Source organism: Neobacillus drentensis (assembly GCF_021560175.1).
GTDB classification, from domain to species: Bacteria; Bacillota; Bacilli; order Bacillales; family Cytobacillaceae; genus Neobacillus; species Neobacillus drentensis_A.
In genome coordinates this window covers 2,984,078-3,005,070 of the sequence record NZ_CP091110.1, presented here as the reverse complement: position 1 = coordinate 3,005,070, position 20,993 = coordinate 2,984,078, and the positions used below count along the sequence as shown (strand labels likewise).

The window sequence follows — 20,993 nt, the reverse complement described above, 5'->3', positions numbered from 1 at the left end:
GGAGTGATCCGGGAGATACGTTCAACCAACAAAAAAAAATGCTTGGCCTCTCGTAAAAGAGAAGCCAGCATTTCAAACAGTTTAAGCGGCAATAGATAATTTTTGCCCTTTATCTTTTCGTGTCCACTCAATTACAATCGAAAAGATTATGGGGAATCGTAAGTTACCCATGTGCTGTATGATTAATTTCGTAATGGTTCAAATGATTGCTTAATTTAAGTGAATAAGTGTACCAAGGTGAACAATCCAAGAAGGATTGACTCCTACTTTGTCTTCTCCTTTTAACCCCTTAAGGATCGCAACCCATTGACCTCTTTTTTGACCAGTTTCTACCTTTTGTTTCTGTAGAATTCCTTTCTTTTGTACCATTACATACGTCGATTTTCCAATCCCTATGATACTCGTTTCAGGAACTGCTAGAAATGGTTTTGACTGCACAACTACGTCCAGTGAGGTAGAGTAGCCAGGATATAGTCCTTTTTGTGAATCAAGACTTGCTTCAAAAGAATAGGACGGAACCGGTTCATTTTGTAAATCTTTTTCCTTTTTAACCGGTCCTTTATAAGTAGGATAATCACTTACCTCCGTTATTTTCCCACTCCACTTCTTGTTGGCAACGACATTAGAAGTTACTGTTATCGGTTGGCCCTGAGTAATTTTAGCCTTTTCTGCTTCGGTTAGCTTTCCTTCTATTTTAACCGGTGCATTCGATGCGATTTTCATGATCGCTAATTGCTGATTATCTTTTGCTTGGAAACCTTGCCCTACATTTTTGTTCAAGTTAACGATCACACCTGCAGTGTTGCTAGAGACAATTAATGAATCGAGCTCGGCTTTGAGCTTTTCAGCCTCCAACGTATATTTTTCTACCTTTAATTCTGCGGCATGAGCGTCAGCTTTTACTGTATTTAGTTCCGCATTGAGTGACAGGATGGATTGATCAGCGATAGAACCTGAATCCCCCACATCAGTTAGATTGGTTGGGTCACTTGTAACAGGTATAGTAGTAGACTCAGCTTCCAGTATATCCGTTTCTAACGATGCGATTTGCTCTTTCAGCTGTTGAGCACTCGTTTCTGCTAATTGTTTATTTACTTCAGCTTGTCCAAGTTCTGCCTTTAATGCTGAGCCTTCATAAGAAAAGAGCTGTTGTCCTTTAGCGACCCTTTCCCCTTCTTTTACAAAAATCTCCTTTATAGATCCTTTTGATGCATTTACATAAATCGTTTCCGTATCACTTTGTACCACACGTGCCGACACTGTTTTTGTTTTTATAAATGTTTTTTCTGTTGGATGAATAAAGACTAACTTCTTTACATCCCTTTTATTAAATTCTATTATTGCTAAACTTACCATAACCAAAATGAGTATAAGAACAAGGATCCCCAGAAAAATTAATTTCTTCTGACGCGGGGGACGTGTTTGTTCATTTTCTGTACCAATTCTTTTTGCTGTTTCCATAACCCTACCCTTTCAACATAGATTACTAGCGAATTTTACAATAAACGGTAAAACAAATTACTACTATATTGTCTATTTTTTACAAGTAAGTTTCAAGGGATATTTTTGGAAAAATTAACTATTTTCAGGTTTAGAATCACAAATAGGATTTAATGTATTGGGCCATTAAAAAATGCCATAAACGGCAGTATGTATTATGAATGTAAAATGAGCCAAAATTCGCAAGTAGTGCATAAAAACTTGCATATTTTAAGGCTCTACATTTTTATTGCTTATTTGCTAAAGCACCCTTTACTTTAAGTACACTTCTTCACAATCTAATTTCTCCATACAACTAATATCAGCAATAACTTTTTCAGAGTATCGTATTCTTCGTTAATTCATAAGAAAATTATCTTCTTACTTTAAAAACCATAAAATCATATATATCTGGAAATAATACAAGAGAGGTGAAAATATGGAAACGGAAAAATTAAAATTAACATCTTCTGAAGTTGGTTCTTTATGGGGTGAGTATGTAAGCGGAACAGCGATAGATGCAGTAAATAAATATATGTACTCAATTATTGAAGATGAAGCAATAAAAGCGGTTTTTAATGATGCTCTCAAGACATTCGAGAAACAAAAGAGACAAATTATCGCTTTTTTTGAGAATGAGGGGTTTCCTGTTCCAATTGGATTTAATGAATCCGACTTGTATTTAGGCAAACAGAGATTGTTTTCAGATGCATTCTGCCTAAATTATTTACATGTAATGACTTTACATGGATTATTTGGGCATATCACTGCATTTAGCACTTCTGTTAGAAAAGACCTAAGAGATTTTTACGACTCATGTGATAACGATGCGAAAAAGTTTTACCACCAAACGATAGAATTATTGCTTGATAAAGGACTTTTTCAGAGAGACCCATTATTTTATGCATATGAACACCCTCAATATATTTCAAGCAAGGATTTCAAAGACGGTTTTTTGGGAAAGGGTAGAACTCTTGCTGCTACAGAAATCATTTCTATTTCTTTTAACCTGAAAAAAAGTGTTATTGCTAAAACTCTTTCTATTGCATTCAGCCAGGTGGCGGAATCCAAAGAAGTAAGAAGATTTTTAACTGAATCCGAGAAAACTGCTGATGCACAAATAAAAGCATTAGCAAAAATACTTCAAGCTGATAACTTACCAGTTCCAAAATCATTGGAAACTGAAGTGACAATTTCAACTGACTCTCCATTTTCTGATAAGTTATTAATGTATCACATGGGATTTTTGTTTCAAAATGCACAAACCTATCATGGGGCAGGTCTTGCATCAGCCATGCGAACAGACCTTGTTACCACTTTTGAGGCTACTATTTTACAAAATCTTATGGTTATAAAAAATTGGTTCAATATTATGGTAAAAAATCAATGGTTAGAACAGCCTCCACTTGCACCTAATAGAACAGAAATTGCAAAACAAAAATAACAAGAAATGCCCTTCCAAATCGGTCGGGCATTTTATTTTTTAGAAAATCCTTATTCAACTAAACTGCCCAGTTCGTATTATAAGGTTAACCAGAATGCTAAATATTTCTGGTTGACCTTATTTATTTTGGTCTTATTATATCAGTAGCCAGGGTAGAACGTAACTGCCCGTGGGGCTTTGACCCCGTCAGCTAAACGGTTCGCCCCCTACTTGTAGAAACATGATTGAGGCTGGTTGGGACTTAGATCTCGTATAACAAGCGAAGCTGTGATACTGCATGGAGGATTAGGGGTTACTGGCAAATTACTAGTTTAGGAGGAGGATTTAGAAATGAATCCAGTCATTGGTCTGGATGTTTCAAAAGGGGAAAGTCAAGTTCAGGCATTTTTAGATAAAGGCAAACCATACCGTAAGAGTTTTAAGATTTCTCATACTATAGAAGGTCTTGATTTACTTGTTGAGTTTCTGGAGGTGGTTAAGAGAGAAACTGGTAAGAAACCACCTATTATTCTAGAAGCGACAGGACACTATCATTCCTCTGTTGTTCAATACTTGGAGGACCGAGGGTATTTATTGATAATCATTAATCCATTGATTTCTTATAAGGCTAAAAGTTCAAGTCTTCGGAAAGTAAAGACAGATGCGATAGATGCTTACCATCTCTGCGAGCTGTTTTATAAGGAGGATTTAGAACCGTACAAGAAGCGTGGTGTGCAGCTTTTAAACCTTCGGAATCTTACAAGACAACACGAAAATATTACTGGAGTATTGATTCAAACAAAGCTACAATTTCAAGCGATTCTAGAACAGGTCTTCCCTGAATACAGAGGTGTTTTTGGTGACTTATATTCGATAGTATCACTACTAACTCTTTCAGAGTTTCCCTCATCTGAAGATATTTTAGAGGCGAGTGAAGAAACAATAGCCGACAAAATCGCTGAGTTATGTAAAAGTCGTTCCTATCGATGGGCTAAAGAAAAAGCTACTCAGCTCAAGGCAGCCGCAAATCGAAATCCGTTTGAAAAGACCGTTTATCAGAGCCATATTTTAAGTCTAGGTATGTATATCAATATCATTCTTCAATACAAAGAGCACCTATCTAAGTTAGAGTCCAAGATAGATGCCCTCGCTAAAGAAGTTGAAGAATATAATATTATCAAATCTATCCCTGGTATCGGAGAAAAGATCGCGGCAACGATCATTTCAGAAATTGGAGAGATAGATCGATTTACTGATCCTAAAAAGCTGGTAGCTTTCGCTGGAGTTGACCCTAGTGTATTTGAATCTGGTAAGTTTTCAGCCACCAAGAATCGAATCACAAAAAGAGGGTCTAGCAGGCTTCGTCACGCCCTTTATATGGCGGTTCGTTGTGCGATTCGTGACTGTCGTAAAAGCAAAACAAGCGATGAGATCATTCCTCGCAATAAGAAATTACGAGAGTTCTATGATAAGAAACGTGAAGAAGGAAAACCTTTTAAGGTAGCTGTTATTGCTTGTGTAAATAAGCTCTTACATTGGATATTTGCCCTACTAAAAAATAAAACGACTTTCCAAGATATAGCTTAGTACCTATATCTAACTAAATAAAACAAAACCTTCCAAAATTAGTCTAACGGAAGGTTATTTGGCATGCACATTTTTAGTATAGCATGAGATATTTTAAGTTTTTATTGAAAAATATTGACAAACTATTAGCTGGTTTAGTTCAACAAGAAAAAATGACCGCCGTAGCGATTACATTATCCTGAACAAAAGCACCCCGTTACTTTAAGTACAATATTTCACAATCTTTCTTGTGAAATTATGAAAAGCCACTTATAACTTGATGAAACGCACTCATTCGTGGGTGGCTAACGGGCAGGATAGCGGAGTTGACTGAATTTCAGGTCTCCCTGGTTCGTTAATTCACCATAATGATAGCTAACGGACGTTAATGGTAGAATGGAAAAAACCGCCCGAAGGCGGTAGTGATTAACTGGCTTGTTTATACTATTTGAAAATTGTTTTCTTCATAATGAATCGTCTGTCAATACAGAAAGCTACCAACAAAGCTAGTAAACCGGTTAGAAGTACATTGCCGTAAGTTTCAAGAGGAAATGGTTTTCCCTCAAGATGGATACCATTCGCACGATATTCAAATCGTTTCACCGCATGCTTGGCAGTCACAAGGTCTTCTTGTTTAGCTAGGTCTTCTAATGGTGCTTCAAATACAAATCTGTTTGGTGAAGCACTATGAATCAAAAGTGTTTCTTTAGCATTACCCTTTTCACTCCAAAGTTTTATATCTGCTTCGGCTAGTGATTTAGCATTGCCACCAGGGATAATCATTTTATCTAATTTTGGTGCATTCGAAATTTGATGTCGAGCCACGATATTAAGTTGATGTTTAGTGGCAATAGGAGCATCTGAATTTGAAATGGTTGATACCTGTGTCGTTCCGGTGTCTCCATAAGAATCAAATATAGAAGATAAAGCTAATTCGTCCATACCTTTATACAGAAGTACACCCATCTGTTTCTTATTCCAATGGAATCCAAGATTTAACCAATATGTTGCAAATTTTATATCCACGTAAAAAGGGTGGTCCACCTTTGGATTTTGAACGAAGTGGTAAGAAGGATAATTGATTTCTTTCGAAATTTTTGCTGCCATAGGTTCTCCTAACTGTTGAGCTATCAAATGCAGCACACCATCGATACCTGCGCTTTGACCAGCAGTGGTTAAAGTATTACCCTCTTGAACATACCTTACGTCTTCTACCCAATGTGTGTCAGGATACTGTTTTTTCAACCCTGGGATCGCTTGCCAGTGTGAGGCGGCTGATTTTCCTTTTAATAAGCTTGCATCAGCAAGATTCTCTGAACCACCACAAATACTTAAAAAAGTGGTTTTTTCATTAGAGTGCTTCTGAATCCATTCACGAGTTGGTTGATATTTTATTTCATCAACGATTGGCATGTAAGGGACCACGACAATATCAGGACTTTTACCTAATAATTGATCTAATTCTTTATAAGAGTAATGTGGGACCACATCCAAACCTCCTGATAAAGACTTGATGTTTTTGTCCGGTGCAACAGCATATACATTGTAGGCATCCGTCATAGAAAACAGTGTGTATGGAATGAGAAAATCGAAATCTTCAGTTGGTATTGATGAATCCGCCATCACAACTGCCACAGTAGGTTTATGGGGGTCATACTGAGGGACTTTCACTCCTTGTAGCGAAGGAACCGGCTCATGGCGGACGTTTAAGTAAAAATCTTTTTGATGCCGATTAAAGCCATATAACCCGATCCCTCCCACAGACACGGCGAAAATCAATACATAAACAACGATACGTACTACTATCCTTTTCATTTTATATTCCTCCTCTGGATACGAATGTTGTTATTCTTTAATACGACCAAATCTCCCGACTCCAATGAATAAACTTTTGATACATCCTGAACAAAAGTCATTTTCTACCTCCAAAATGTGGTTATTTATTATTGACTACACTTGTGCTACATTTTACTTAGTTTGAACATGATAAAACCGCACTCTTTTTGCGTATTACCACAAAATTTCGTGATACCCCAGCAGGGTATTTGTTGTTATCTTGATTTCATATTACCTTTTTTCTAAAGCCTTAATAATCGTGCTAGAGCTTGATTTTTATATCAGACTTCAGATTTAGCTGGTTTCAGACCACAAAAAAGACAGAGACTGAAATAGTCTCTGCCAAAGAAATTGCCTTAAAAACCGATATCACGTTAAAAGAAATAGACCGTAACTTGAACAATAAATAATTAATTCGCTTTTTGTGTCAAATATGAATTAAAAGGGAGTGAATTTTCCCCTCTCTCTTCAATTAAACTCCCTCAATAAAAGAAGCGAAAACACCGATTTACTCATGTTTTCTTAGAATTTCATGGTTGTTTACCTATCGGTAAATGCTTTTATAGCTGGAGGATCTTCACTCGAAAGGATATTTTTGGACAGAGTAAGAAAAAAGAGCTATAACCCACTAACCAGTTCCTTACAGAAAATGGTGGATGAGTAAAAATATAACCGCACTGGTAGATGTCCACATTTACTCATGGAGGTCAACCCTCCCATGCCTCACAGAGTCTTCGCTCTCAAATTCCTTCGTCCAACCTTTCCATGAGGTGGATGTCAGCCATGCTGCCCCACAGGGTCCAAGCCCGTAATTTAGTTGCTTTGCCGACTAATCCGTGCTTCATATGTCTCCAAATCTATAAAAATAGAACGACTATTTTTCTAAACTAAACCAAAATTAGGCCGCCATTTCCGTCTTCTCTGTTACTGCCATATGAGGGATGTCTTTTAACATCTTTTCTTCACTAAATTCAAATTGCTTTTTACCAATGCTAAAGAAGATACGAATCAGTTTATTACACAAAGCGATCAAGGACTGCATCTTCTTTAATGGATTATCCTGACGTTGAGTATAGTACGCATGCAATGCCTTAAATGCGGAATTCTTGGCAACGAGAATCATACAAACCCTGAATAACAGGGCCCTCAGTTTCTTCCGCCCTCTTTTTGTGATGGTTGTTTTTCCTTTGTGCTTACCAGATGTATTTTCTTTTAAGCTTAAGCCGGCCAGCTTGATAATTTGCCGGGGATGATTGTATTCGTCTAAATCCCCACTTCCGCGAAGAAGCCGGCAATTGTATCCCTGCCCACACCTTTTATCGCTAACATTTGTTGAACACCTGGTATTTCATCAAGTAGACCGTCTATTTTTGCATCTAATTCTTCGAATTGTAACTGGATTAATTCATACTTAGCTAGAATGGTTTTTAACTCCAGTCTGGCCATTTCAGCACCTTGTCGAAGTCCGATGGACTTACTTGCTGCCTGTTTTAACTCCCGGATCTTGTTTAGTCCTACGCTCCGAGTTACCGAGAGTCTTAAATGGACGAGCAGTTCTTCTTCGGTGAATTCAGCTATCTCGTGGGGAAAGGCATAAAGCTTTAAGAATTGTAACGCTGCCTTGCCTTCCCACTTCTTAAACACTTTTAGGAATTCAGGAAAGTACCGGTCAATCCAGTTGTGTACTTGTCCTTGGACTGTTTGAAGGTCTTCGGTTAAAAGATCGCGTATTTTCTTTGCCACACGGAGTTCCGCATAAACACCTTGCGGTATCGTAGGTTCGGCGTATCTTCCGTCCTTGACCAACTGAGCTATGACTTTGGCATCTTTCACATCATTCTTGGTAGGTGAGTTATCATCCAACTCCTTGCTTTTCTTGACGTGCAAGGGGTTTACTGCGACAAACTTAATCCCTTTTTCTTTTAAAATATGTGCCAAGTTGAGCCAATAGTGGCCTGTTGGCTCCATGCCAACTATCACATTATCCATATTTTGTTCTTTTTTAATGTCGAAAATCCACTGAAGAAAATGCTCAAATCCTTCATGTTCATTTTCAAAATAACAAGGTGAGCCAAACTCTAATCCCCGATAGTCCTGGGCACGTGCCACATGCTTGAACTTCGCAATATCAACTCCTATAATAAGAGTTTGAGAAGTTATTTGAGATATCTTCTTATTCTGGTTATAATTCATTTTAAAGCCTCCTGGTTTTTGAGAGATTTGTCCTTTGTGCTGGCCAGCGTCAGGACTCTCTCATTCTACCAAGAGGTTATTTTTTTGTTCAAACTCCAATTTCTTTCATTACAGGAATGCTGCCCCGTTAGAACAATAAGCAAGGTTTCATAAATTTGTATAAATATTAGCATCTATGCACTTTCTCTTTGAGTAATGATTCAAAGGTGTAAATAAACATACTGCCAAAACATGCATCAATTGATTACCAGAAACAATTTAAGGCACAAATTTGATATAGTACTTTTAAGGCACAAGAAAAAAAGACCAGTGCACTCTGGTCTACGCAAAAAAAGAATTCGTTTGAATCCTTGATATAACTGAAAATAGACACATTTTTTGACAAATCCTCAATGTGTTCCCGTTCATTTTCTATTAAACTATAAAGTTCTTTTGAGTCATTCTGCCGAAGAATCAGGAATTGGAAACAGTTCTGATAACCTGATTATTTTTCCATCATCATCTTTAAATACAATGTGTTCACGTGTGAATTTACGGGGGCTTTCGATGCCACAAGCCGCTGCTAAGGCAAACAAACCAGAACGTACATTCATGATATAGTTCATGACTCGCCATTTCTTCTCCTCTGGCACAAGTGCTTCTTGATAATTTGGATCAGTGGTCGTTACGCCCGTAGGACATTTACCCGTATGGCATTGAAGAGCCATAATACAGCCGTTCGCGATCATAAATCCTCGCGCCGAGTTCACGGCATCTGCACCAATCGCAAGGGCAATGGCGATTTTATCGGCTGAAATTAACTTTCCTGAAGCAAAAATTTTCAGCTTTTTTCGTACACCAAACTGATAGGCTTTATCAACAACGGCAATTAAAGCAGGATATAAAGGAAGCCCCATGGTATCTGCCATTGATTTGTATGTGGCGCCTGTTCCACCTTCCCCGCCATCAACCGTAATAAAGTCCGGATAAATCTGAAGATGATTCATAGCCTCGAAAAATTCATCTAAACCGGAAGGATATCCAACGACGATTTTGATTCCGACAGGTTTTCCCCCTTCCTCTTGCAGCAATTTGATAAACTGCAGCGTTTCAAGTGCATCATGCAAAAATGGAAAGCGATTGGGTGAATTGATGGTCTGCCCCACTGAAACCTTACGAATAGTAGCTACCTTCGTTGTAACCTTCGACCCCTCCAGATGTCCGCCGCGGATTTTTGCTCCTTGCCCGAATTTAAGCTCAAATGCTTTTATATTCGGTTCCTGGGCTTTACACTTAAATTCATTAAGCGAAAAATTCCCCTCATCATCGCGAAAACCAAATAAACCAGGGCCAATTTGCGCGACCACATCGACACCGCTTTCTAAATGCTCAGGTGCCACCCCGCCCTCCCCTGTATTCAGCCATGATCCGCCTGCCATACGGCTCCCTTGACCTGTTGAAAGGATATAGTTTTCGCCGACTGCTCCATAAGATGTAGCAGAGGCACCAAATGGCCCTCGAAGTTTCCATGGACTTTTCCGATCACTGCCAACGACTATCGTGTCTTCCTCATGGTAAAGCCAACGTGTTGTTTGGTCCTTTTCCAGCTGTTCGTGACGCGTAAACAATCCTTCATGATCAATTTTATATTTCATGGAGTGGACTTTTTCTTGGTTATCAACTCTTAACTCTTCATTTAATAAGGGAAACAACCCATTTGCAAGATAATACCCAGGCTTTTCAAAATCACGTTTCGAACCAAAGCTTACAAGGTCACTTCGATATTTGGCAGAAAAAACAACCCCTAAAAAATCTGTCCGTGAAAATGGTTTGCCGTTGTTGTCATCATCAAACCAATATTGTCTGAATTCCGGTCCAATCTTTTCTAACAAATAGCGCATCCATCCCAAATAAGGATGTGCTCTGATAATCGAATGCTGTGGTTTCTTTGCTAAAATATGTAACCACACAAGCAAGGCAACAGGTCCTACAATAAACACAATCAATAGGAAGATAAAAATAGTCCAAACCATCTAACAATCCCACCTTTTCTAAAACTAAAATGGTGACAAGAACTGCAGCTCTGATCCTGGGCGCCTATTTTTTTCATTACTATTATGTTTATTTAGACCTTCCCTTTATATTGCCTGATATTTATCTCCAAATTATAAAAGCTTAGAGATGCAAATATCTCTAAGCCATTTTAAAAATTTTCTTTTTTCGCGAAACTGCCCTGTAAGTTGTACCAGTTCATTAGATGCTAAAACTAGTTGCTAAATAAGCGGAGATATTTCGCTTATTTAGGAAATAGCACTAAAAATTGCTTAAATAGACGGAGGAATTCCGCCTATTTATGCAAAAAACGTAAAAATAGAGGATTTTTCTTTGCATAACCGGAAAACCTCCGCTTATTTTCCCCGAAACATGCTCAGTTCTGGAATTAAACGGAAAATTTCCGCTTATTTTAAAAATCACTGGTTATTCGATTATAATCCACGTACTAAATCACAAAAAATTCACACACCCTCCAAAAATTATTTCATACCCTGTGATTTACTAGGTGAATTTGGAAACGTTAAGCATTTAAATTTCATTCAATAAAAAAACGCACTGTGAATTATATCATGAATTCAAGTGCGTTTTACAATGTTTGTATCTCTAAAGTAAACCCGTTATCCGTAAACTCAGGTTGTCTTGGTTCTATTCATTACTTCTTCTGAGACAGCCACTTTGCTAATACTTCAGCCTGATCCTTATCAACAAGACCTCCAGGCATACGTCCTCCTCCGTTAATGATTTGATTTAATATCTCCTCTTCAGTCATGGATACTCCAACATGTCTAAGGTCAGGACCTGCACCTCCCTCAAGATTTCCACCATGACAGGACATACAGCTCTTTTTGTAAAGTACTTCAGCATTCATAGCAGCCGGCTGCTTCTTATCTTTTTCTTTATTCCCGTGGCTGCCATGATTGGCGTTATCAGATTTCCCTTGACCTGCTGGATCTGCGCCCCCTGGATCTTTTGCAGGAGTTACAGACTTATCCCCGCCCAGTCCGTAGGTTACAACCTTTGTTCCAGTAACAAACGTAACGTATTGTTTGCCGCCATCCATATAAATCGCCGGAGCCATCATAATCTGAGCTCCGCCAGTTTTCATGTTCCATAAGACCTTTCCAGTTTTAATATCAAGGGCATTTACCGTTCCATCCAATTCGCCGTAAAAAGCAAGTCCTGTAGTTGTACTTGTAAAACCTCCGCGCATTGGTTGTTTCGTCTTAAGCTGATAGGCGTGCTTGCCAGTATTCACATCAATGGCGGTGATAGTACCGGATATGTCTTCACCTTTTGGCCCCAAGGTTATCGCCGTTCCTGGAAATAAACCATTTTTTGCCTCGACTTGTTTTTCATCTTTCGCTGCAACCTCTAAAGACGGCTTATTAATACCAGGAATCAATACATAATTGGTAGTAGGATCATAGGTTTCCGGAGCATAGTTTTGTCCGCCTTCCGCTCCCGGCCATTGCATCGCTGGTTTATTTGGATCCGTCGGCTGTGTGGTGTGCTGGATTTTAACAAATGGAACGCCATTATAGATGGTATCGCCTGTTTTGGCATCCCACGCAAACCATTTTCCGTTCTTTCCGCCGTGTACAACGATTTTTTGCTTTTTGTTTTTGACCGTAGCATTCAGGATCATCGGAGTTGAGGTCGCATCATAATCCCATTCGTCCTCCTCATCCATTTCCGAATTTGCCCAAATCAATTTGCCTGTTTTACTTTCAAGAGCAACGACCGAGTCTGTATAAGGGTTTTTACCTGGGCGAGCTTTCTTGAAAAAGTCAGGAGCAGGGTTACCCGTGCCAAAATACATCACATCAGAATCCGGGTCAAAAGCAATCTGTCCCCAGACGGCTCCGCCTCCTGTATATTTCCCCTTCACCCAACCTTCCCCCTTCTCAGGGACTGTCCAGAATGGTCCATCCCAGGCTGGCGTTAAGTCACTTGCTTTATAAGCCATCACGAAGCCGCGAACACCATTATCACCGCCGCTGCTTCCCACATAGACATTTCCTTTATAGTACATTGGCGCCATTGTTTCATAATATCGGTTTTCAAGCTTGACTCCTGGGACTGTATCCCAAAGGTTGATCATTTTAATCAATTTTCCGTCTTTCGCGTTAAGTTTGGCTAAGCGATTATCCGCAATAAGGACAAACACATTGCCTTCCGCAACAGCCACACCCCGGCTGGCAACAACTTCTAAAAGGCTTAGATCCGCATGGTCAAGATGGTCAAGTACATCCTTTGGCGGCGTCCATTGCCAAATTTTCTTCCCATTTGAGGCATCCATGGCAAACACTCGGTTCATGGAGGTCGTGACATACATGACACCATCTTTCACTACTGGAAAATCCTCCGAAGCATTCGGAATCTTCTTATCCCAATTTGCCAAATCTGCCTGCCAGACAATCCCCAAATCCTTCACATTGTCTTTTGTAATCTTGTTATAAGGGACATGCCGAGATTGTTGTAAGTCATACCCCCAAAGTGGGAAACCGGTATCCTTTTTGGAACTGGTCGTTTGTTTTTTGGCAGTGTCCTGTTTTTTTGCAGGTTTCTGCTGACAGCCAACAATTAATACTACCGCCAATAAAGCTGCGAATATTGCTTTTAAATAACGAATCAAAAAAAGACCCTCCTTATGTGTATAAGTTCAGAGTGATTGCCTCAATTTTTGGATGCTCTTAATTTTCCCATCCGGGGAGAACCCTGCTTTATTGGTCCTCACTCTTTTTTCTATATTGAGTAAAGGATTCCTTAATTATGCAAAAAATCATTTAAATTGAATTAAGATTTTTTTCAATGGTGGATGAGGAATATTTACCAAATGTAGAGACATTCTATAGTTGAAATAAATTTAACTAATCTCAGGATGGTGATTGAATGAAGACTTTCTCGAAAATGACGAATCGTTTGGGCAGGTTTGTCTTATTACTTTGTTTTCTCGTTGGGGGAGCATGGACTTCTTCCATAAGTGCGTTGGCTGCACCGGACAAAACAGTCGGTTCCGCGGAAAATGGAGGAATCAAACTTACGATTACGAACTATGCGATCACAAACTATGGTCAAGAGATGATTCTGTATTATACCGTAGAATCTAAAACAGGAAATTTAATGGATGAAGGCGGGAAAGAGCTGTTAAAAAACCTGGAAATTTCCATTGCGGATAATCGTCTTCAAGGGATTGATGCCGAACATCAAAAAATAAGCAGCCAGAAATATCAAGGAGCGGTCAAGGTGAATATGCCGAAATATATACCTGCCACTTCAAGTGCGGCACTTAGTACAGATGCCATTTCAAATCAAAAAGGACAGTGGACCATTAACTTCCAAGTTAACAAATAGTTATAAACATATACTCTTCGTTCCCTAGGCCAAGCCTGGGGTTTTTCATTGTAATTGGTCGAACTTGATATGGTCACTACTAATCTTTATAGACCGCCTCCTTAAAGCTCTTTTTATTCTACACCACTGCAGACAATCTCTCTTTTAACAACTACAGGTCATCTTTCCTCTTTCTTTACAAAGAATTTACCTTTTGCACCTGTAATAGTGAGAACCCGTAATGGGTATATACCAATGGGATGCATTTATTCACGAGGAGGGAAAGTATGAAAGCTGTAACGTTTCAAGGTGCAAAAGATATTCAAGTAAAAGAAGTAGCAGATCCTGCCCTTCAAAAGAATGAGGATATAATTGTCAGAATTACCTCAACGGCTATCTGCGGTTCCGACCTTCATATTTACAGTGGTGCTCTTCCGGCATCAAAAGATTATGTCATTGGACACGAGCCAATGGGGATTGTGGAAGAAGTCGGACCGGAAGTAACAAGAGTGAAGAAAGGTGACCGCGTGGTACTGCCATTCAATATTTCTTGCGGACACTGCCATTACTGCCAAAATCATATGGAAAGTCAATGTGATCATTCCAATGGAAATCCCCATATTGATACAGGCGGTTATTTCGGGTTTACAGAAAGATACGGGGGGCATCCAGGCGGGCAAGCCGAATTGCTGCGCGTGCCTTATGGCAATTTCATGCCTTTTGTGATCCCGGAATCTGCCGAAGTGCCAGATGAAGCCGTGCTGTTCTTATCTGATGTTCTCCCGACTGCCTATTGGAGTGTCGAGAATGCAGGTGTTAAATCCGGTGATACAGTGGTCGTGCTTGGCTGCGGTCCAGTGGGGTTAATGGCACAAAAGTTTGCCTGGATGAAAGGCGCTTCACGAGTCATTGCAGTCGATAATGTTCCATACCGTCTAAACCATGCAAAAAAGATGAACAATGTTGAAATCATTAATTTTGATGACTACGATGAAACAGGAGCCTATATCGCTGAACTGACAAGAGGCGGAGCTGACGTGGTCATTGACTGTGTTGGAATGGATGGAGAAAAAACACCAAGAGAAACAGTCGAACAAAAAATAAAGCTTTCCGGCGGTACGATAAGTGCGATCAGAATTGGCATGGAGGCTGTCCGCAAATTTGGCACCATACAGTTGACAGGAGTATATGGCTCTAAGTATAATCAATTTCCTCTGGGAAATTTATTTGAAAGAAACATCCAGATAAAAATGGGACAAGCCCCTGTCATACATTACATGCAGACCTTGTTCGATATGATTACATCCGGTCAAATCGATCCTACAGAAATTATCACCCACCGTGTACCGCTTGATCAAGCAAGCGAAGCATATAAAATCTTCAATGATCATGAAGACGAATGTATCAAAGTCATTTTGAAGCCATAAAGAAAAGGCTGCTGATGGGCAGTTGCATTTATGCCTATCGTAAAAACGCTTGAATCATTATTTTGATTCAAGCGTTTTTTTAATTAAATTAAAGACTTTTCTAGTTACACACCAAAACCCATATTAATTTCTTTTTTGTGATTGCAGATACTCTTTCCAGGCAGTAATTCCGCCTTCTAGCAATGCAACATTATAGTTTTTTCTGGACAAGATGGTGGCACATTTTTTGGCAGAGTTTCCTGTTGTACAGGTTACGATGATTTCATGGTTTTTAGGTAATGATGCGACTTCTTCATTACTTTTTTCCTCAAGCTCAAAGATCGTTGTTTTTGGAATATTAAAATTTTTGATCTTAGCCGCTTCAATGTGAAAGTCATTGTATTTTTCCTCTGCGCGGACATCCAGTATGTAAGTTTGGGCATTTTCTTTCAGTCGCTCTTCCAGCTCTTTTGGCGAAATCGTTTTTATTGTCAACATCAACACTCCCTTTGAAGACTTTAGATCTTATAAAATTCCCATCTATTATAACATGAGGCTCAAATTAAACTAATGATCCTGGCCAAATGATTTTGTGATGAAGGAATGGGATAGTCATTTAGAGAAAGTCATATGAAAAAGCACCTCCTTCATTGATACATTCAGGAGGCGCTGCGTGTTTTATGATTTAATACGTATAACTCCCCATTTTTTTATGGAAACCAGGATCAGAAGAGAGATTGCAATCAATCCCTAAATCGGAAGAAAGCTTTCTGGCAAGGACTTGTAATGGTACAACATATTCTAAAGAAGCAAAATACGGATGATTTTTAAAATCAAAGATTAAATTATGAGGATCTTTTTCAAGACCTTTATCAGAGGTGATAACAAAGTTTTTATTTCCTCGTTCCTTTTCAAAATAGTTTCTCATATTCATCATTCGATTGTAATACTGACCTTCTGAACCAAGATAGAACATGAAAGTATCTTGATCAATCGAATGATAAACACCATGCATGAATTCCTCTAATTCATATCCCGTTACACTGTATCTAACGGCTTCCAGTACTTTTAATGTTCCTTCCATTAAAGCAGACTTGCACTGCTCATAACCCACCATGATGATTCTTCTAGATGTAAGTAATTCCTCTTTATTATCGTTATACCAATCAACACTTTTTCTAGCAATATCAGGGATATGATCTGTTGTGTCAAGCAAATCGGACACATGGCTCTCATACTCTAACGCAGTGATTTTCTTTGATTTTAAGCCAATGTTTAGAGCCAATAATACCAATGTAGCTACAGTTCCAATATATCCTTTTGTTTTTGGCGCTGCATATTCAGGTCCGACTGAAATTTCTAAGAAACGTTCTGCATGATCGATAATGGGTGTATGTTTCTCAGCAGATGCAGCAATAGTTGCATATCCTTTTTCCTTGGCCTTATCCAAAGCTAGGATGGTAGATGTAGATCTTCCTGCATGAGAAATACCAATGACCAACGTATTCGAATCTGGTAAAAATTTTTGATCTTTAAAATCCATCGGATATTGAGCGATGACTGAAATACCTAACACTTTCTCCATTATACTTCTGGACGCTAACCCAGCATGATAACTAGTTCCTGATCCTACTAAATAGATTCTATTTATTTGCTTTGAGAAAAAGTATTCAGTTGCTTCTTTCAGAATCTCATCTTTATGGTCTACCATTCTTCTTACTGCATCCTTTGATTCTACAATATAATCATACATATCCCATGTTTGTTTATTCATATTATTCTCCTCGCCTATTAGGTCAAATACCTGTTGGTCTGTCAATCGCTATTTAAATTCCTATTAATCTATCCAATTGTTTCATTTGTCCTTGTGATTGAGAAAAACCTTTTGCTTTTTGGAGTAATAGTTTCGACTGATCCAAATCTCCAATAAACTCATAAAGCTTTGCTAATCTAAAGTAAAGGATGACAACATCGGGTAAGACCTTTGTTTTTTCAATCTTTTTCTCCAGTACACTTATATAGTTCCTGTCATGATCAATATAAATTGTTTTTAGTTCATTCAATTCACCGTATAATTCTTGATTCGATTCTTCATCGATATGACTAATTAAGAAATGGTAGGTTTCTAATGCATCCTTTTTGTGCCCGTGGTCTAAATAATAAGCATATACGGACAGGCAGATACTAACCAAATCGATCATTTTGATTTTCGATTTCCTTACTATTGCGATGGTCTCTTTTATTTGATCGTATTGGTTTGTATCTAAATAATAGTTAAATTTTAATACCATGATCGTTTTTGAAGAAAAATATAGTTTTATAGGTAAAGAAGACAACAATTCCATATATTCTTCTTCTTTTTTATAACGTTTATATTCCATCAATAACGACAAATATTTTTTAGTGATAACCTTCTTATAGATAAAACTAGCGAAGATACAAATAAAGAATAATGAGGGGACTAAATAATTAGTCATGGTATCGCTTCAGCATTCTAGCAAATCGCTTTGCTGTAATATGAGGACGAGTGATGGCATTCCCAACAACAACCGCATAAGCCCCCATGTATAAACATTGGATGGCGATTTCAGGAGTTGAAACCTTACCTTCCATAATCACTTTTGTTTCTGTACCTTTTACTGCATCCACAATATCTCGCAATAAAATAAAGTCAGGTGTATCCTTGAGCGTTACATGATCGAAGTAACCCGCTTTTGTATATCCTTGTAAAGTAGGAGCGACAAAATCAGCTCCATACTCAGCAGCAATCCTAGCATCTTCAGGAGTGGAAATATCTGCGAAAATGAGAGCTTCGGGAATTTCTTTTTTGATTTCCTTTATGGTTTCATAGGAGTACTTTCCATCCTCTCTCTTATGTTTCGTTGCCTGTACCGCAATAATCTCAGCACCAGCGTGCCAAATTTCCCTAGCCGCATGTAGATCAGGCGTTAAATAAACATCCTTTATATTCCTGTCTATTTTCCAAAGACCGATGATGGGTAAATCGACCGTTTCCTTTATTCTTTTGATGTCGTCCGGTGAATTCGCTCGTATGCCGACCGCTCCTCCCCATGCTGCACATTCGGCCATTTTTACCGTCATTCCCTCCATATAGTGAGGCTCACCCGGAACCGCTTGGCAAGAAACAATTAAACCGTCTTTTAATCTCTCAATCATTTCTTCTCTTCTCATCCTAACCTCCCCTTACTTTAAAACGCCTAAAAGAACACCAAGAATACCGAGAATAATCAGTCCAAACATGATCCAGGTTCCACTGACTCTCTTCTGCAGGAGACTATAGCAGCCAAACGTAACGAGTAAAGGCAATAATTTAGGCATGATGGAATCTAATGTATCTTGAACATTAATCTTAGCGTGATTAATGGTTATGGCAGTCGGTAATTTGATGACGACCATGGAAGCAATCAATGCCCCAATCACAACCAGGCCTAGAACCTTGGCGGCTTCTGTTAGTTTTTGCAGCGTTCCATTTGCACTAATCTTCGCTAAAAATTCGCTGCCGCCCTTGTAACCAATTTTAAATCCAAACCATCTTACCAATTCACTCGGGATGACATTCATCAAAAAATACAATAGCGGTCCCAAAATACTTCCTTTAATCGCCAATGGTGCACCGATTCCCACACCAATGACTCGAAATGTTCCCCAGAAAAAGGAGTCTCCAATTCCGGCAAGCGGCCCCATTAGTGCTGCTTTTACGGAATTAATGGACGATACCTCGAACTCGTCTTCTTCGGCATTGGCATACTGTTCCTCCATCGCACAACTGATTCCGAGAATAAATGGCGAAGTGGATGTCGCACAATTGAAAAACTCTAAGTGTCGTTGATACCCTTCTTTTAGCTGTTCATCATCATCACCGTACAATTTTTTAATAACTGGTGTCATCGCCCATCCATATCCAGTCGACATTTGCCTCTCATAATTGAAACAGCCAAGCAGCTGGTAATGTCTTAGATAAACACTCATTAAGTCTTTTTTGGTTAACTTCTTAGCGTTCTCTTCCATTAAAATAATTCCCCTTCCGTTGGCTTAAATTGATAATAAAGATAAGCGCAGACCGCTCCAAATATGGCCGCTCCAATCGTTGAGATATTGAAAAAAGCAACAAGCGCAAATCCGAGGAATAGAAAGGCAGCGTATTTTTTATCAAGACTTAACTGCATTAACATCGCAATCCCAAGAGCAGGGAGCAGATTCCCTGATTGTGCTAAACCCGCTTGAATCACTTGAGGAATATGATTGACGATCCCTTTTATCACATCTCCACCGACCATAAATCCAATGAACACCATCAAAAACTTAGACAAAAAGTACATGAGTGAACCGGACCAATTTCCGAGTGCAATTCCTTTCCAGTTGCCCTTTGTAATCTGATTATCTGCATAATGGGCAAAGGTAGTATTCAAAATTGCCACCCCAATGGCTACAAATTGAGCGAGTAAAGCGATCGGAATTGCTAATGCTAAGGTGGTTTGATAATCGGCACCCGTTTGAATGGCTAATGCAGTCGCTAAGGCAGAGCCCACCACCACATCGGGAGGAGTTGATGTTCCAATCCCCACTAAACCCATCCAAACAAGTTCAAGCTCCCCGCCAATGATTAAACCCATTTGAAAGTCCCCCATCACCAAACCAACCAGCGGACCAATGATAATGGGCCGATCTAACATGTGCTGCCCGCCTATCCGGCTCTCCATGTAAACAACTGCAGCAATTAAGGCAATCAAAATTCCTTGAATAACCATTACTTTTGCCTCCTATTAGCTAAATAGTATGAAATGCTTTAAGGATTCCCTCATAATTCATTCTTTCTAAAGAAGGAGTAACTTGAGCAAAAACGTCAATTCCTTTTTCATGCAGCTTTCTAGCATACTCGAAATCTTCGATTGACATTTTGATTTGCGGCAAGGTTGAAATTAATTTTTCTTTCTTTTTTATTCCTGCTGTCCCAATATTAACGGTTTTAATACCATTAACCTGTTCACTGACTTTATAGGCATCTTCTACACTTTCCGTCACAACAAAAAACTTCTTACTCTTGTATTTCTCACTGTTCAATATTCCTATGGATTCTTCGATAGTTTTAATAATCAAACTAACCCCTGCTGGTTTCGCCATTTTCATCGTCATACTCATAAAAGCATCCTTTGAAGCTGCATCATTCGCCACTAAAATACAATCCGGCTTCAGCGCACTCGTCCAGGAAACGGCTACCATTCCATGAACCAATCGATCATCCACTCTTACTAAACTAATCATTCGTAAACTCCTTCCCTTCCATTTCTTCGATCAATTTGTTCATGAACACTAATTGTTCTCTAGACGATGTAACAACCCTCTCAATGATTTCCTCATTTATCGTTTCAGGACTAAACACCAATTCTAATAGAATCGATAAATTAATCCCGCTAATCACTTGATAACCATATGCAGTCATGTGTTTTGAAGCAATTCTATTCACGCTGCCACCTGGAATATCTGTCAATACAATAAGTGGAGGCCCTGATAATTCTTTCACTTTCTCGATAAAGTCCTTCTCAAAATCGTTATGTTCCACATAGGCATTCATATAGTAAACATTTTCTATCTGACTGTTAAAAAACTTTACAGACTCATAGAATCCTTCTGCTAGACGACCATGGGTAGCGATGATAAAATTAGTCACTTTAAACCCCCTTCCAGAAATATGAATGTCTATC

General features: G+C 38.9%; 16 protein-coding genes and 1 pseudogene. 4 read left to right on the top strand and 13 right to left on the bottom strand.

The features are described from left to right. Positions 1 to 210 precede the first annotated feature (210 nt). Complete coding sequence (locus tag L1999_RS14035) at positions 211 to 1,461, bottom strand: efflux RND transporter periplasmic adaptor subunit (protein ID WP_235744107.1); 1,251 nt, start codon at positions 1,459 to 1,461, stop codon at positions 211 to 213. A 457-nt stretch (positions 1,462 to 1,918) separates the two neighbouring features. Between L1999_RS14035 and L1999_RS14030 the strand changes: the two genes are divergently transcribed. Continuing rightward, the gene (locus L1999_RS14030) at positions 1,919 to 2,923 is read left to right on the top strand and encodes a DUF3231 family protein (RefSeq protein WP_235744106.1); all 1,005 of its coding nucleotides are present in this window, start codon (positions 1,919 to 1,921) and stop codon (positions 2,921 to 2,923) included. Between the two features lie 330 nt (positions 2,924 to 3,253). After that, entirely contained in the window at positions 3,254 to 4,489 is a 1,236-nt protein-coding gene (locus tag L1999_RS14025) for an IS110 family RNA-guided transposase (RefSeq protein WP_235744105.1), read from the top strand. 423 nt (positions 4,490 to 4,912) lie between these two features. Here L1999_RS14025 and L1999_RS14020 read toward each other — a convergent pair whose 3' ends face one another. The 4 genes and pseudogenes from L1999_RS14020 to L1999_RS14005 form a co-directional block, all read right to left on the bottom strand. Beyond that, complete coding sequence (locus L1999_RS14020) at positions 4,913 to 6,283, bottom strand: DJ-1/PfpI family protein (protein WP_235744104.1); 1,371 nt, start codon at positions 6,281 to 6,283, stop codon at positions 4,913 to 4,915. 919 nt (positions 6,284 to 7,202) lie between these two features. Beyond that, a pseudogene (locus L1999_RS14015) lies at positions 7,203 to 8,497 on the bottom strand (IS110 family transposase). A gap of 437 nt (positions 8,498 to 8,934) precedes the next feature. Then, entirely contained in the window at positions 8,935 to 10,509 is a 1,575-nt protein-coding gene (locus L1999_RS14010; RefSeq protein ID WP_235744103.1) for an FMN-binding glutamate synthase family protein, read from the bottom strand. A 674-nt stretch (positions 10,510 to 11,183) separates the two neighbouring features. Then, positions 11,184 to 13,166: an outer membrane protein assembly factor BamB family protein gene (locus L1999_RS14005; protein ID WP_235744102.1), complete on the bottom strand. Its 1,983-nt coding sequence runs from the start codon at positions 13,164 to 13,166 to the stop codon at positions 11,184 to 11,186. A 257-nt stretch (positions 13,167 to 13,423) separates the two neighbouring features. On the opposite strand from L1999_RS14005, the gene L1999_RS14000 reads away from it, so the two are divergent. Together L1999_RS14000 and L1999_RS13995 are read left to right on the top strand one after the other, a co-directional pair. Continuing rightward, positions 13,424 to 13,885, top strand: a complete 462-nt coding sequence (locus tag L1999_RS14000; protein ID WP_235744101.1) for a hypothetical protein — start codon at positions 13,424 to 13,426, stop codon at positions 13,883 to 13,885. A 266-nt stretch (positions 13,886 to 14,151) separates the two neighbouring features. Further along, positions 14,152 to 15,291 carry a zinc-dependent alcohol dehydrogenase gene (locus L1999_RS13995; protein WP_235744100.1) on the top strand — a complete coding sequence of 380 codons (1,140 nt, stop codon included), beginning with the start codon at positions 14,152 to 14,154 and terminating at the stop codon, positions 15,289 to 15,291. Positions 15,292 to 15,414: 123 nt separating this feature from the next. On the opposite strand, the gene L1999_RS13990 is transcribed toward L1999_RS13995, so the two are convergent. From L1999_RS13990 to L1999_RS13955, 8 genes are all read right to left on the bottom strand, one after another. Next, complete coding sequence (locus L1999_RS13990) at positions 15,415 to 15,768, bottom strand: rhodanese-like domain-containing protein (protein WP_235744099.1); 354 nt, start codon at positions 15,766 to 15,768, stop codon at positions 15,415 to 15,417. Positions 15,769 to 15,955: 187 nt separating this feature from the next. Continuing rightward, entirely contained in the window at positions 15,956 to 17,044 is a 1,089-nt protein-coding gene (locus L1999_RS13985; protein WP_235744098.1) for an SIS domain-containing protein, read from the bottom strand. Between the two features lie 52 nt (positions 17,045 to 17,096). After that, positions 17,097 to 17,747 (bottom strand): hypothetical protein, encoded by a 651-nt coding sequence (locus L1999_RS13980; protein WP_235744097.1) that lies wholly within the window; start codon positions 17,745 to 17,747, stop codon positions 17,097 to 17,099. Next, positions 17,740 to 18,462, bottom strand: a complete 723-nt coding sequence (locus L1999_RS13975; RefSeq protein ID WP_235744096.1) for an N-acetylmannosamine-6-phosphate 2-epimerase — start codon at positions 18,460 to 18,462, stop codon at positions 17,740 to 17,742. The genes L1999_RS13980 and L1999_RS13975 overlap by 8 nt, the downstream gene beginning before the upstream one ends. Before the next feature lie 12 nt (positions 18,463 to 18,474). After that, positions 18,475 to 19,299 carry a PTS system mannose/fructose/sorbose family transporter subunit IID gene (locus tag L1999_RS13970; RefSeq protein WP_235744095.1) on the bottom strand — a complete coding sequence of 275 codons (825 nt, stop codon included), beginning with the start codon at positions 19,297 to 19,299 and terminating at the stop codon, positions 18,475 to 18,477. After that, positions 19,299 to 20,039: a PTS mannose/fructose/sorbose/N-acetylgalactosamine transporter subunit IIC gene (locus L1999_RS13965; RefSeq protein WP_235744094.1), complete on the bottom strand. Its 741-nt coding sequence runs from the start codon at positions 20,037 to 20,039 to the stop codon at positions 19,299 to 19,301. The genes L1999_RS13970 and L1999_RS13965 overlap by 1 nt, the downstream gene beginning before the upstream one ends. Before the next feature lie 19 nt (positions 20,040 to 20,058). Next, positions 20,059 to 20,553 carry a PTS sugar transporter subunit IIB gene (locus L1999_RS13960; protein ID WP_235744093.1) on the bottom strand — a complete coding sequence of 165 codons (495 nt, stop codon included), beginning with the start codon at positions 20,551 to 20,553 and terminating at the stop codon, positions 20,059 to 20,061. Next, positions 20,546 to 20,959: a PTS sugar transporter subunit IIA gene (locus L1999_RS13955; RefSeq protein ID WP_235744092.1), complete on the bottom strand. Its 414-nt coding sequence runs from the start codon at positions 20,957 to 20,959 to the stop codon at positions 20,546 to 20,548. Before L1999_RS13955 ends, L1999_RS13960 begins: the two co-directional genes overlap by 8 nt. Positions 20,960 to 20,993 lie beyond the last annotated feature (34 nt).